11 protein-coding genes are annotated in these 12,805 nt (G+C 44.1%); all 11 read right to left on the bottom strand.

The window, feature by feature from the left end; translation table 11 throughout:
- Positions 1–27: 27 nt before the first annotated feature.
- Positions 28–885, bottom strand: a complete 858-nt coding sequence (locus tag CYL31_RS16965; protein ID WP_212916338.1) for a ribokinase — start codon at positions 883–885, stop codon at positions 28–30.
- A 1-nt stretch (position 886) separates the two neighbouring features.
- On the bottom strand, positions 887–1,744 hold the full coding sequence (locus CYL31_RS16960) for a MurR/RpiR family transcriptional regulator (RefSeq protein ID WP_212916337.1): 858 nt from the start codon (positions 1,742–1,744) through the stop codon (positions 887–889).
- Entirely contained in the window at positions 1,744–2,715 is a 972-nt protein-coding gene (locus tag CYL31_RS16955) for an ABC transporter permease (protein ID WP_212916336.1), read from the bottom strand. Before CYL31_RS16955 ends, CYL31_RS16960 begins: the two co-directional genes overlap by 1 nt.
- 20 nt (positions 2,716–2,735) lie before the next feature.
- Entirely contained in the window at positions 2,736–4,238 is a 1,503-nt protein-coding gene (locus CYL31_RS16950) for a sugar ABC transporter ATP-binding protein (protein ID WP_212916335.1), read from the bottom strand.
- 14 nt (positions 4,239–4,252) lie between these two features.
- Positions 4,253–5,302, bottom strand: a complete 1,050-nt coding sequence (locus tag CYL31_RS16945; protein ID WP_212916334.1) for a sugar ABC transporter substrate-binding protein — start codon at positions 5,300–5,302, stop codon at positions 4,253–4,255.
- A 53-nt stretch (positions 5,303–5,355) separates the two neighbouring features.
- Positions 5,356–6,336 carry a sugar phosphate isomerase/epimerase family protein gene (locus CYL31_RS16940; RefSeq protein WP_212916333.1) on the bottom strand — a complete coding sequence of 327 codons (981 nt, stop codon included), beginning with the start codon at positions 6,334–6,336 and terminating at the stop codon, positions 5,356–5,358.
- A gap of 332 nt (positions 6,337–6,668) precedes the next feature.
- On the bottom strand, positions 6,669–8,771 hold the full coding sequence (locus CYL31_RS16935) for a TonB-dependent siderophore receptor (RefSeq protein ID WP_212916332.1): 2,103 nt from the start codon (positions 8,769–8,771) through the stop codon (positions 6,669–6,671).
- Between the two features lie 94 nt (positions 8,772–8,865).
- The gene (locus CYL31_RS16930) at positions 8,866–9,675 is read right to left on the bottom strand and encodes an ABC transporter ATP-binding protein (RefSeq protein WP_212916331.1); all 810 of its coding nucleotides are present in this window, start codon (positions 9,673–9,675) and stop codon (positions 8,866–8,868) included.
- Positions 9,672–10,712: a FecCD family ABC transporter permease gene (locus CYL31_RS16925; protein WP_212916330.1), complete on the bottom strand. Its 1,041-nt coding sequence runs from the start codon at positions 10,710–10,712 to the stop codon at positions 9,672–9,674. Before CYL31_RS16925 ends, CYL31_RS16930 begins: the two co-directional genes overlap by 4 nt.
- Positions 10,709–11,731, bottom strand: a complete 1,023-nt coding sequence (locus CYL31_RS16920; protein WP_212916329.1) for a FecCD family ABC transporter permease — start codon at positions 11,729–11,731, stop codon at positions 10,709–10,711. Before CYL31_RS16920 ends, CYL31_RS16925 begins: the two co-directional genes overlap by 4 nt.
- Positions 11,728–12,705: an iron-siderophore ABC transporter substrate-binding protein gene (locus tag CYL31_RS16915; RefSeq protein ID WP_212916328.1), complete on the bottom strand. Its 978-nt coding sequence runs from the start codon at positions 12,703–12,705 to the stop codon at positions 11,728–11,730. Before CYL31_RS16915 ends, CYL31_RS16920 begins: the two co-directional genes overlap by 4 nt.
- Between the last annotated feature and the right edge of the window lie 100 nt (positions 12,706–12,805).

The following is a 12,805-nucleotide window of genomic DNA, read 5'->3' as shown; positions in this document are numbered from 1 at the left end:
TCTTTAGTTATTGTGTCGTCTTGCTAGTTATGGGGTTGAGACATGAATTGCCGCGGCTTTATTCGCTCTGCTGATGGCCTCTGTAAGCTCAACATCGTTCGCTAAGGCTGAACACAATACCCCCATAAAACAATCGCCAGCGCCATGGGTACTGATGAGCTGTATTTTTTCTGCGGCTAATTCACCATATGTGCCAGATTGTTCTGAATAAGCTACGCCATATTCCCCCGCCGTTACTATGACAGTAGGGTAGATTTTATTGAGAAGCGCAGCTGCTTTAGCAGCCGATCTCAGATTGTTGACGGTTACGCCAGACATATCTCGAGCCTCAATGGCGTTGACCACAAGTACATCTATGTGTGTTTTAAAGTCTTCTGAGAGTATTTTTGCTGGTGCTGCATTGAGACAAACCTTGATGCCTCTCTTTTTAGCTTCTTGTGCTGCTATCAGGTTGATGTGCTCTGGAAGCTCATTTTGCAGCACTAATAGGCGAATATTTTCCCATATTTCTGCCTTATAGAATGTTTCTATATTAATCTGAGTGTTAGCGTTCGGTATGACCACAGCTGAATAATCGTTATCTGCATCTGTGATTGCGACGCTCATACCAGAAGGTGTACTAGGAATGACATCAATAAACTGAGTGTCTACTGAATGTTGTTTTAGTACAGATAGTAAAAATTGACCGTTTGTATCGTCGCCGATAGCCCCAGCAAAGCGTGTATGTACGTTAGACTCTGCTACGGAGACAGCCTGATTGCCGCCTTTACCGCCAAACTTATAATCACAGTTTGTACCAATAACCGTTTCTCCGGTTTCTGGTTGGTGTGGAGCGTTTATCATAATATCGTAGTGTAAGCTGCCAACGACTAATATTGTATTCATGTTAATACTCTCTTAAATTTTGCACGGCTTGTTGAGTTTTATTTAAGTTCTGCTCGGCTTTTTTAAGATCTTTTTGGGCAATGGCGACAAATAATGCGTCTAGAATGTTTAATTGGGCAATTCTTGACGCAGCATTTTCTCCGAGTAAATGTGACCCTTGCGAGGTAGAGTTCAAAACGATATCGGCACATTGTGCTAATGGTGACTCATCATAGTTGGTTATTGCGATTACTTTAGCGCCATTTCGAGAGGCTAACTTAATCGGTTCAATCACGCTTTTTGTCATGCCTGAGTGACTAATCGCAATCACCACATCGTCATCGGTTAAAATAGAAGACGACATCATCATGATATGAGCATCATCATGAACCATGGCTTTTATGCCAATTTTTAATAACTTATGTGATAAATCACGGGCGACGGAGGAAGATCCACCGATGCCGTAAAGATCAATGTGTTTTGCCTTGAATATGATATCTGCGGCTCGGTTAAATTGATAAACATCGAGTACAGATAATGTTTCTTCAATTGCCTGAATCGATGTTTTAAACACCTTTTCAAGTAAGGACTCTGAAGAATCATTTGGCTCAATCTCAGCATGCAAGTTCGCGACATCAGAGTTCTTGTAATAAATGAGGCTGGTTCTAAATTCTCGAAATCCCGAAAAATTTAACTTCTTAGCCACTTTTACCACCATCGCTTCAGACACATTATTTTCAAGGGCAATGGCTTTTAACGACGTTTTTTCTGAAATGTCGTTTTTAGACATGACTGATTCGACAACTCGCTTTTCAAGTTGGGTCAGTTGGGGCAGCCTCATGCGGATTTGTGCGCCAATTGCTCTAGGATCTTGTGTCATTATTTTCCTCTGGTTGCTCGGTCTATTAACATGGCAATGATAATTATGAGGCCAGTTGCGAGCAATTGATAGAAGGCTTGTATGTTCAAAAGGGTTAAACCGTTACTCAAGGTGCCTAAAATCACAGCGCCAATAAGCGTACCAATCACACTGCCTTTTCCGCCCATTAATGACGCACCACCAATAGCTGCTGCAGCGATAGCATTTAGCTCCCATAAATTTCCCATTGTTGGATCTGCAGCACCTAGGCGTCCGACTAAGATAAGTGCGGCAAAGGAAGCTAGAATTCCTGAAATAACATAAACGGTAATCTTGGTTCTTTTTACCGGTACACCAGCTATTCGAGCGGCTTCTTCATTGCCACCAATGGCTAAAATGTATTCGCCTAGCGGGGTTTTGTTCATGATAATCCAAAGAAGTAGAGTAATAAGCAAGACTAAAACAACAGGCAGTGGAAGGCTAAAAACTTGGCCGTTCATGAAGTCGCGAAACTCGATTGGAATACCAAAAATAGGGTTGCCGTCTGAATAGATTAACGAGGCTGCACGAAATAATGAAAGGCCACCTAATGTAACAATAAAAGGCTGTAGTCCAGCGTAGGCAATTAATACTCCACTAAACACACCGCTTAAGGCGCCAATAAGTAAGGCACCAATCACTGCAAGGGGCACAGGTACGCCCGCTGTCATAAGTGTTGCACCAATAATGGCGGAAATGGCAGCAACCGAGCCAACAGACAGATCAATACCTCCGGAAATGATGACTAACGTCATGCCAAGGGCGATGGCCGCATTAATGGATGATTGTTGTAAGATAATTAGAATATTTGGAATGGTTAAAAAATTTGGCGTTAAAAATGAAAAGGTGCCTGCAATAATTAAAAGACCAATTAATGTGCCAGCATTACGCAGATTAAATTTAAAGACGATGGAAGGATGCTGTTTTATCAAGGTGTTTTCTGTTGTTTTCATTGTATTGTCCTCTTATTTTTTTAATGGAGCTGAGTCATGTTGTTAATGGCGCAATGGGCAATCATCTCTTCATTAATATCCGTTCCACTTAACTCTGCGGTGACTTTTCCTTCTTTCATAACGAGTACTCGATCACAGATACGAATGACTTCGGTCATTTCCGAAGAAACCACGATGATGGCTTTGCCTGCCTGAGCCAGCTTTTCAATTAAGGTATAGATTTCAGATTTAGCGCCAATGTCTATGCCGCGTGTTGGCTCGTCGAATAAGAAGACCTTAGCGTCTGCCGCAATCCATCGGCCAATAATTACTTTTTGCTGATTGCCGCCACTTAGTGTACCTATCTGCCTTTCTACATCGAGAGGACGTAAGTTTAAATCCGACATGATTTCCAATGCCTTTTTGTCTAATTTTGCTTTCTGTAGTAGACCTGACACAGTGAATTTTTTAAGAGATGGAAGCCCCATATTAATAGCGACTGAGCGTTCTTTGATGATGCCTTCCTTTTTTCGCTCTTCTGGAACAAGTCCAATGCCTGCTTTGATTGCATTGTCCACATTTAACTTTTCAATCTGCTTGCCATTAACAAACACAGCTCCAGTTGACGTTGGATCGACACCAGCGATGAGTTTTAGTAGTTCTGTTCTACCGGCGCCTACTAATCCAGCAATACCAAGCACTTCTCCTGCGTGTACACAGAAGCTGGTTGGATGAACTGCTTTATCGCGGGATAAGTCGACGATTTGTAGTATTTCTTTATCGGTAACAAAGGATTGATGTGCTACTTTTTCAATTTTTCTCCCCACCATTTTAGTGACGATGCTTTCTTCGGTTTCGTCTTTTATATTCACTGTGTCTATAAAGCGACCATCTCGAAGAATGGTGGCTCTGTCACAGACTTTGAACACCTCATCCATTTTGTGAGAAACATAAATGAACGAAACACCTGTATCTTTAAGAGATAAAATGAGACTTGCAAGGCGTTCAAACTCAGTAGGAGTAAGGCTTGAAGTAGGCTCATCCATCGCAATAAGTTTGGCGTTGTCTAATAAGGCTCGAGCAATCTCAACAATTTGCTGTTGCGCCACTTTTAAGTTTTTTACCTGTTCATTTGGGTCAATACTAGGATCCAAACGCGCAAGGATGCGTTTGGCTTTAGCGTATTGGGCGCTTCTATTTACGAAGAGACCGCCTGATCGAGTCAAAGGTTTGCCCAAAAACATATTTTGAGTAACCGATAGTTCTGGGATGAGTTGCAATTCTTGGTGAATCATTGCAATTCCAGCTTCACGAGCCGATAAGGGCGTCTTCATATCTATAGTGTTGCCGTCCACTTTTATCGTGCCGGAGTTCGCGAAGCGAACCCCGGATAAGATATTGAGCAAGGTGGACTTTCCTGCGCCATTTTCCCCGACTAAAGCGTGCACTTCACCTATTTTCACAGTTAAGCTTATATTTTCAATCGCAATGAAGTTACCGTAGGATTTTGTAATTTCATGCATGGTTAAACGAGAATAGTCCATAGCCCCTCCTGTTTTTATTGGTTTAGAAGGTTAAGCAATTGCTGATTGTCTGCTGACTTTTTAGCTTCTATAAAGGTATCAACATTGTCTCGGGTTATTAGTGCCTGTGGAGTAGAAACCACACGAGAGATAGGCTGGCCGTCAATAATACGTAATAAGACATTCATTGCGACTTCCCCTGTTAGAACTGGAAAACTGTCAACAGTACCAGTTAACTCACCGCGTTTTATCGAATTGTAGGCATCGGCAATTCCATCTGTGCCAAATACTGCAACCTGCTCGGATTTTTTGGCCGCTCGGACTGCCTCAACAACGCCTAATGCCATGCCATCGTTGTTAGCATAAATGCCTACTAAATCAGGATGTTGCTGCAAAATGGTTGCAGTCGCGTTGTAGGCTTTTTCACGGCTCCAATCGGCGGGAATAGAGGCGACAATTTCAAGTTTTCCATCTGCTTTAATGGTTTCTTCAAAACCTTCTGTACGCTGACGGGCAGCGAATACCCCAGCTTGGCCTTGAATGATAGCGACTTTCCCACCCTTAGGGTTGTGCTTGATAAACCACTTGGCAACTCGAACACCATTGTCTTTTTGCACGTTACCAACATAGTATTGAGCGTTTGGCATGACGGCATCATTTACGTTAACTACTGGGACACCTTTTCTTTTGGCTGTTTCGTAAGCCGGCTGTAAATTTGAATCAGTCTGCGGTGATACCAGTAAGCCATTAAAACCTTGTGTTATTAATGTCTCAGCAATAGACAGCTGGCCTAATTGATCACCTTCGTTTGCGGCAGCTTGGTAAACTGTAGTGAAGCCGTCTTTTTCGGCGATGTTTTTATAACCATCACCTAAAGAACGCCAATAAGCGTTGGTCAGAGTTTTTGAGACACCCGCAATTTTTAGCTTACTATTTGCCTTGGGCATTGGGCCGTACTTCTCAGTCAGCTGTGTCCAGTCAGTGCGATCTTGCTCTGTGTCTGGATTGAGTGTTGATAGGTCTGCGGCCCATAGATTGGCGGTTAATGTGCTGCAAGCAAGCAATGTAATAATTGACTTTTTCATGATTCACCTTTTGTTTTTATTGTGGTTTTAAATAAATTTTTAGTTAACGATTTTTATTTCATGAACAAAATGTCGTTGATAATTTGCTGTGAGGCAACGGCATCTTGTTTTTCTATCGCTGCGGCTAATTCAGGGTTATTGTCTAATTTGTCACACAGACCTAGTAGACGCTTAACCGTAGCGATGTTGGTCTCTGCTTCACGAACGGGGTCAAGGCCACTAGCATCAGGGAAGGTGTCAAAATAATAGGCGCCGTTATAACCGTCTTTTTTCATCTGCCATAAAAACTCTAGTGTGGCTCTTGGGTTTACCGAAGCGACCATTAATCCATCATCTCGTTTGCCCCAGCCATCATTGCAATCCAGACCCATTAGCTTAGAACGACGAGCTACCATAGCGGCGGCATAAGCAGGGATTTCATTTGCGTAGAGAACGTGAGCAAAATCGAGTGTAACGCCTAAGTTTTCACAGCCAGCTTCTTCAATAGCTAATAGGCAAGTGGTGACATTGGGGAAAATACTGTAAGCACGAGGTTCATTGGGTTTGTATTCGATACTAATGTCACAGTCAGGAGCATATTCCGCTATTTCACGCACAGCACTGACTGCGTCTTCCCAAATTTTTTTATAATCGACTTGGAAGCAGTAATCGAAACCATCCTGTCCCATCCAAAGTGTCATTAGGTTTGAGCCGAATTCTCGGCCAGCGTCGATGCCTCGTTTGGTCAACTCAATCGCTTGTCTGCGAATTTTTGGATCAGGGTTGGTGAAGGCACCGATTTTAAACTCAGGAGCATCCCAACGCATTTGCATACCATTGACAGCTAGCCCTAATTCTTCAAGCTTATTTTTAATAGTCGAAATATCTGTTGTGATGTGTTGAGGGTAGTTTAAGTCAACATGCGTTAAACCTTTTGCAGTTGAGGCACGTTCAATCATTTGTAAAACGCTGGGTTTACCTTGTTGTTCTGGCCAGTATTTATGTGCGCCAGAGGCAAATGAGTTTAATCGTGTAGCAAACCTTAATTCAGCCATGTTAGCTCCTTTATTTTTAGTGAAGTACTTTACAAGAATATATATATTTGTGATGTTGTGTATTTTTAGCACTGTAGATTTAAAAAATCAACACTCTTCAAGCATTTTTTGTTTTATTACGACGGGGGAATAAATCAAGATTAGGTTGTCATTTGTTGTTTTTTTATACACAAAATACAAAAAACTTGAGGGATAAAGGGGAGTAGACGGACGCTTTTTTAAAGTAATGTCGTTTCTTGTTCTGCTTTGTCTGAGGGCAAAAAAAAGCCAGTATGGGTGCTCATACTGGCTAAATAAAAGGGATGGTGTTCGATTTATTGTTTTACGGCTGTTTACCAGCTGTGGTTTAAGGTAAGAGTGATATCTCGGCCTGGGTTGTAGTAATTTGCAGTAGCCGAACCGACTACATATTGCTTATCCAGTAGGTTTTTAATATTTAAGCCTAGCTTGGTGTCTGCGGTGATTTGGTAATCAAAAGACGCATCGAATAGGGTTGCCGCTTCACTTTTAGATGTGTTCACAGTGTCAAAGTAATAAGACCCAACATAACGTGCCCCAAGACCAATACTCATGGTTTGATTTGGTAGAGTGTAATGACTCCATAGAGAGGCTGTGTTCCTTGGCGCGGTAACAAACTCATTACCTTTGAGTGATGGGTCGCTATCATTAACGACTTCTGATTTCATGTAGGAGTAAGCTGCGGTGATGCTTAGGTTCTCTGTTATGTCTGCTTTGGCTTCTAAATCCAATCCTTTTGTTTTAGATTCCCCAATGGTTTTTTTCACAAGATCGGTTGTTGTGATAGTGACATTGTCTTTGGTTAAGTCATACACTGAGGCAGAAAATATCGCATTCATATTGTAAGGTGCATATTTTACTCCAACTTCATACTGTTCTCCGCGTTCAGGCTTATTGGCTGTCCCTGTGCTTTCTATAGAAGGAGGTGCCACCGACTCGACTTGGCTTAAGTAAGCTGAAACTTCATCATTTATCTTATACGTAATGGCACCACGTAGTGATGTTTCTGAATAATCGGCATCAAATTTTTCGTTACTAACGTTCTCGCTAGATAGGTCTAAATTATCATTACGTACGCCTACGGTAACAATGACTTTGTCATGAAAAGACAAGTTCTGCTGTAGGAAAATGGATTTAGTCGTATAGTCTTGTTTTTTATTGCCATAAGGCGTGGGTCCAGAAAGGGCGCCTGTGTAGACAGGATTTGATACGTCAATTGAAGCTGCATTACCATATGAAGAGTTTAGGTTGGTTGAGGCATTTCTATACTCAATGCCTACTGTTGTGCTGCTGTCGATGTCATCGAAGCTAGCATCGTATTGCAACATAGTATTACCAATAAACTCTTGTGCTTCGGTGTCATTGCTTAAATAGCCACGAGCGACATCATTGCCTGTATGTCCATTTGCATCAGAAATGTATATGTAGCCATAATCATCAGTTAAATCGCTGTAGCGCAAGTTGCCAAGTACTTTAAATTGACGGTTAATTCGATGGGTAATTTGTGCGCTGATATTGGTACGTTCAACATTGTGAAAGTTGTAATCAGGCTCACCAAAGAAGTCGCTACGGCTGTATTCACGATCCATCGGATAGCCGCCGCTGTTTGGTGTTGAATCTGTATTCAAGTAGTCAATTAAAAGTGTCGCGCTGGTGCTGCTGTTTGGTTCCCATGTTAATCCACCCATGATGAACTCAGAATCATCTTTGGAATAATCGTATTCTCGGTCGCTGTCTTTTACCTTGCCTGTTAGTCGGTAGGCTAGGGTTTCGTTTTCATTTAATGTGTCACCGACATCGATACCCACTTCTTTATGGTCATTAGAACCATAGGTAACATAAGTATTTCTGATACTTTCAAATTTTGGGCGCTTGCTAACGAAATTTACTGATCCGCCTGGGTCTGCGGGGCCAAATAGAGTGGAGTTAGCACCGCGTAAGACTTCCACACGTTCAAAAGCATAAGGGTCTTCACGTACGCCACGCATAGAACCCAACGTCATACCGTCGCGATAGGTGGTTGCTTGAAATCCTCGAATCATAAAATAATCGTTGCGGTCATCGGTTCCATAATAGTCAGTAACCAATCCTGGAGAGTACTGCAAAACCTCTTCTGTGGTGCTGGCGCCACGCTGCTTGATTTCTTTTTCAGTGATGACAGAGACAGACGCGGGTGTGTCTTGAATACTGGTGGCGACTTTGCCGCCGACCCATAGTTCTTTGGCCACAACAGATTCGGAGTCATCATCGGCTAATGCTTGATCATTGACGATGATAGGGGAAAGTCGAAAGGTGCCTGCTTCACTTTCTGTTTCTGCATACCCAGCAATTGGTGTGAGTACGGAGCAGCAGAAAAGTGTCGCGGCAGCGCAGTGATTTTGCTTTAACTTCAAGGGAAGAGCGTTTTTCTTGTTCATTTTTGGTTCCTCTATAATTTCATAATATGAAAATAGTATTGCTAATGATTATTGATATATATTTGTTATGGATAAGGGTTTCAGTCTGCTTTGCTTAAGTGTGTTTTATTCTCTTGTGACGCCCAATGGGTAAAACCATTGGGCTGCCGGAAATAGGGTCTGTGATGACTTGGCTCTGGAGGCCAAAAACAGCGTGAATCATGTCTTCTGTTACCACTTCATTTGGCGCTCCATTGGCAAAGACTTGACCTTGTTGTATGGCGATGAGCTGGTCTGAATAACGCGCTGCCAGATTAAGATCATGCAATACCAATACGATGGTGGTGCCACGGGTTTGGTTTAGGTCAACAAGCAGGTCCAATACTTCAATTTGGTGAGCGACGTCCAAGAAGGTGGTCGGCTCGTCTAACAGCAATATGTCGGTTTCTTGTGCTAATGCCATGGCGATCCAGACTCGCTGGCGTTGACCACCTGATAATTCGTCTATTTCTCTGTCCAAAAGCTCTGTGGTTTTGGTGGTTTCTAGTGCTTTGGCAATGGCTTCATCGTCTTCTTTGCGCCACCTTGATAGGAATCCATGATGTGGGTGCCTGCCACGGCTGACTAGATCGCTGACCGTAATGCCTTCCGGTGCAATGGGGGATTGAGGTAATAAGCCAAGCGTTTGCGCTAGTTGTCGTGTTGGCGTGTTGTGTATCGATCTGCCATCCAGTAAGACATGACCATTAGACGGCGATAATAAGCGTGACATAGTGCGCAATAAGGTAGATTTTCCGCAGGCATTGGCGCCAATGATAGATGTAATTTGACCGGGTTTAATGTCTATATTGATGTCGTTAAGGATGGTTTTTTCACCATAACCAGCGGCAAGATGATCGACAACGAGTTGGTGTTTTAGTGTCATAGTGAGCCACCTTTACGGTTAACACGAATAATAAGGTAAATAAGGTAGGGCGCGCCTAGAGCGCCAGTAATCACGCCGACAGGGTAGCGACTTGGCAGCAAGAATTGCCCGATGTAATCACCGCCCATCACTAAGCAAGCGCCTACTAAACCAGAAGGAATCAGCAGTGAACCATTGTTCTTCACAAGGCGAACCGCAATGGGGCCTGACAAGAAAGCAACAAACGCAATAGGCCCTGTTATCGCGACTCCCACAGCAATCAGCCCAACAGCGGATACAATGACGGTAATGCGCGTCATGCCGACACGAACACCCAATGCGTGGGCGGTATCGTCGCCCATACGTAACGCTTCTAGGTCTCGGGTGCGGCTTAATAGAAACCCACCAAATATCAAAAAAGAGATAATCAATGGCAAGGCTTGATGGATTTGTGCGGAGTTGACACTTCCGCTTAGCCAACGCATGGCTTCTTGACGGTCCCATGCTTGAGCTTGTGATAGTAAATACACAATAAAGCTTTCAATCATCGCAGAGACGCCAATACCAACCAGAATAAGTCGAGCACCTGACGCACCATTTCGATAGGACAAGCCGTAGACCGCTAAGGCGACCAATAAGCCTACGGCGATTGAGAAGAAAGCCACGCTAGTGCCATCCATGTGCAGCACAATAATGGCAAATACGGCGGCGGCAGTCGCACCAGAACTTACTCCGATGATATCGGGGCTGGCCAATGGGTTTCTCAGCATGACTTGAAATGCCACGCCAGCCATACCAAAGCTCATGCCGACAAGAAGAGAAATAATCGCTCGTGGTAGGCGCAACTGACCCACCACAAAAGAGGCTCCAGGGACGTTTTCACCCAGTAAAACCTTTATGACGTCTTGTGGTGGTGTAAAGGATTGCCCCAAGGTTAAGGTGATTGAAAACGCAGCCACAGCCAATAAGCAAAGTAAGCAAGCTACGTATTTCCAGCGCTTGGACCGGTTTTTTCGTCCACTAGTAACGCGTGCGAGCGTTGAGTTTGTGTTAATCATAACTCTTTCACCCTTTGTCTGCGGACTATCCAGATGAAGAAGGGTGCACCAACGAAGGCGGTCACGACGCCAACCGAGAGTTCGCTTGGTCTTGATATAATGCGTCCTAACACATCCGCACTTAATAATAAGCATGCGCCGACTAGCGCTGAAAAAATGAGCAACCAGCGGTTGTCCACTCCGACAAGTAGTCGACATAAATGGGGAACCACGAGACCAACAAAGCCGATAGGGCCACAAATGGCGGTTGTGGCCCCACAGAGTAAAACTGCAGACAGCCAAGCGATGGCACGAATCCAAGCGACATTTTCCCCTAGTCCAGCGGCGATATCGTCCCCAAGCGCCAGCGTATTGAGCTTTCTAGCCACAAATACACTGAGTAAAAAACCAACGATTAAGAAGGGCAGTACGAGCTGTATGCTATCAAACGTGGCGCCACCGACGCCGCCAATTTGCCAAGAATTTGCGCTGCCGGCAATGTCATTTCTTGGCAAGACGACAGCAACAATAAAAGAAGACAAGGCTGCAGACGTGGCGGCACCCGCCAAGGCGAATTTGAGCGGGGTGGATTTGCCGTAGCCTAATGAACTAATGAAATACACAAATAGCGCGGTAATACCTGCGCCCAATATGGCGAGCCAAACATAGGTTTGCAGCTGGTTAATACCAAACCACGCTAGCCCAATAACAACAAAGAAAGCGGCACCCACATTAACGCCAAGAACCCCAGGGTCAGCTAATGGGTTGCGGGTCACACTTTGCATAATGGCACCAGATAATCCCAAGGCGCAGCCAGCAATGATGGCAAGCACTGTGCGTGGTAGGCGCATGGTGACAGAGGCTTCCCCCATGGTGTTCATCTGGCCTTGTAGTGCTCCTATTATCTCTTGCCAAGAAACATTTCTCGTCCCTACAGCGATAGAGGAAAAGCACAACAGCAGTAAGACCACCGTGACAAACAACAGAGCAATGGGCTTTTGTTTTAGAAAGCCTTTATGTTTGGCGTTGCTTTGGCTCATTTGGCTTTACGTGCCGCTTCTGCAAGAGCTTGAAGGTAATCATCTAACACCCAAGTAATAGACAGTGGCGTCGGATTAGCAGCAGTCGCCATTTTGCTATTGCCCAGCATGACGATCGAACCATTTTTAATGGCTCGCATCTTCGACATAAGAGGGTTCGATTCTAAAGGTGCCTGTAACTCTTTATTGCCATAGGTAACGAAAATGTCTACGTCGTTAAACATGTCTATTTGCTCAATGCTGCTTTCGCCAGAGAAGAGCCCATCTTTACTGATGTCTTTGATGCTTTGTGGAGAGTGCATGCCGAGGTCATCAAAAAACTTCACACGGGTATCATTGGCGCTGTAAAAGCGAATAACACTTAAATCGGTTGGATCCAGATGGGTGATAAACATGGCGGATTTGCCTTTTAACTCTGGGTATTGATCAACACGTTCGGCGATGTCTTTTTCAATGCTGGCAATGAGCTCTTCGCCTTCTTCTGCCATTCCCAGCCCTGCACTATTAATACGAATCATGCTGCGCCAGTTGGTAGACCAAGGTTTGTCTGGGAAAGCGACGACAGGTGCGATCATACTTAGCGTGTCATAATCGGATTGGCTTAAGCCGGAGTAAGCCGCCAGAATAACGTCGGGTTGTGTTGCTGCGACCGCTTCGAAATCGATTCCATCGCCTTCGTCGAATAACACCGGTGTCTTGGCGTTGAGTTTTTTAAGTCGTGCAGCCACCCAAGGCAACAAACCGTCGTTATCGTCGTCTCCAAAGGTTGCAGCAGCAAAACCAACAGGAACGATGCCTAACGCAAGTGGAACTTCATGGTTTGCCCATGCCACAGTCGCAACGCGTTTGGGTTTATGAGTAATGGTTGTTGAGCCAAAAGCGTGTTGAATCGTAATTGGGAAGCGTGAGTTGTCCGTCGCCCATGCATTGCTAAAAAATGCAGAAACAATGGTAATAACGATAATCATCTTCATATTATTTATGTGCCATGCCAATCAAATAGAGTGCGAAATAAAGGAGCGAGGTCGTTAGGAATTACAAAACAATGAGTGGGTTTTTATGGGAATGAATCTC

The sequence above is a fragment of the Marinomonas sp. A3A genome, from assembly GCF_018336955.1.
GTDB classification, from domain to species: domain Bacteria; phylum Pseudomonadota; class Gammaproteobacteria; order Pseudomonadales; family Marinomonadaceae; genus Marinomonas; species Marinomonas lutimaris.
The sequence above is the reverse complement of the archived record's forward strand: the minus strand, read 5'-3'. Positions and strand labels throughout refer to the sequence as shown.

What these genes read in the sequence shown, in the direction of transcription:
- CYL31_RS16950 (WP_212916335.1), bottom strand. Translation starts at nt 4,238, where the DNA reads ATGGACTATTCTCGTTTAACCATGCATGAAATTACAAAATCCTACGGT.
- CYL31_RS16935 (WP_212916332.1), bottom strand. Translation starts at nt 8,771, where the DNA reads ATGAACAAGAAAAACGCTCTTCCCTTGAAGTTAAAGCAAAATCACTGC.
- CYL31_RS16920 (WP_212916329.1), bottom strand. Translation starts at nt 11,731, where the DNA reads ATGAGCCAAAGCAACGCCAAACATAAAGGCTTTCTAAAACAAAAGCCC.
- CYL31_RS16930 (WP_212916331.1), bottom strand. Translation starts at nt 9,675, where the DNA reads ATGACACTAAAACACCAACTCGTTGTCGATCATCTTGCCGCTGGTTAT.
- CYL31_RS16955 (WP_212916336.1), bottom strand. Translation starts at nt 2,715, where the DNA reads ATGAAAACAACAGAAAACACCTTGATAAAACAGCATCCTTCCATCGTC.
- CYL31_RS16915 (WP_212916328.1), bottom strand. Translation starts at nt 12,705, where the DNA reads ATGAAGATGATTATCGTTATTACCATTGTTTCTGCATTTTTTAGCAAT.
- CYL31_RS16960 (WP_212916337.1), bottom strand. Translation starts at nt 1,744, where the DNA reads ATGACACAAGATCCTAGAGCAATTGGCGCACAAATCCGCATGAGGCTG.
- CYL31_RS16940 (WP_212916333.1), bottom strand. Translation starts at nt 6,336, where the DNA reads ATGGCTGAATTAAGGTTTGCTACACGATTAAACTCATTTGCCTCTGGC.
- CYL31_RS16945 (WP_212916334.1), bottom strand. Translation starts at nt 5,302, where the DNA reads ATGAAAAAGTCAATTATTACATTGCTTGCTTGCAGCACATTAACCGCC.
- CYL31_RS16965 (WP_212916338.1), bottom strand. Translation starts at nt 885, where the DNA reads ATGAATACAATATTAGTCGTTGGCAGCTTACACTACGATATTATGATA.
- CYL31_RS16925 (WP_212916330.1), bottom strand. Translation starts at nt 10,712, where the DNA reads ATGATTAACACAAACTCAACGCTCGCACGCGTTACTAGTGGACGAAAA.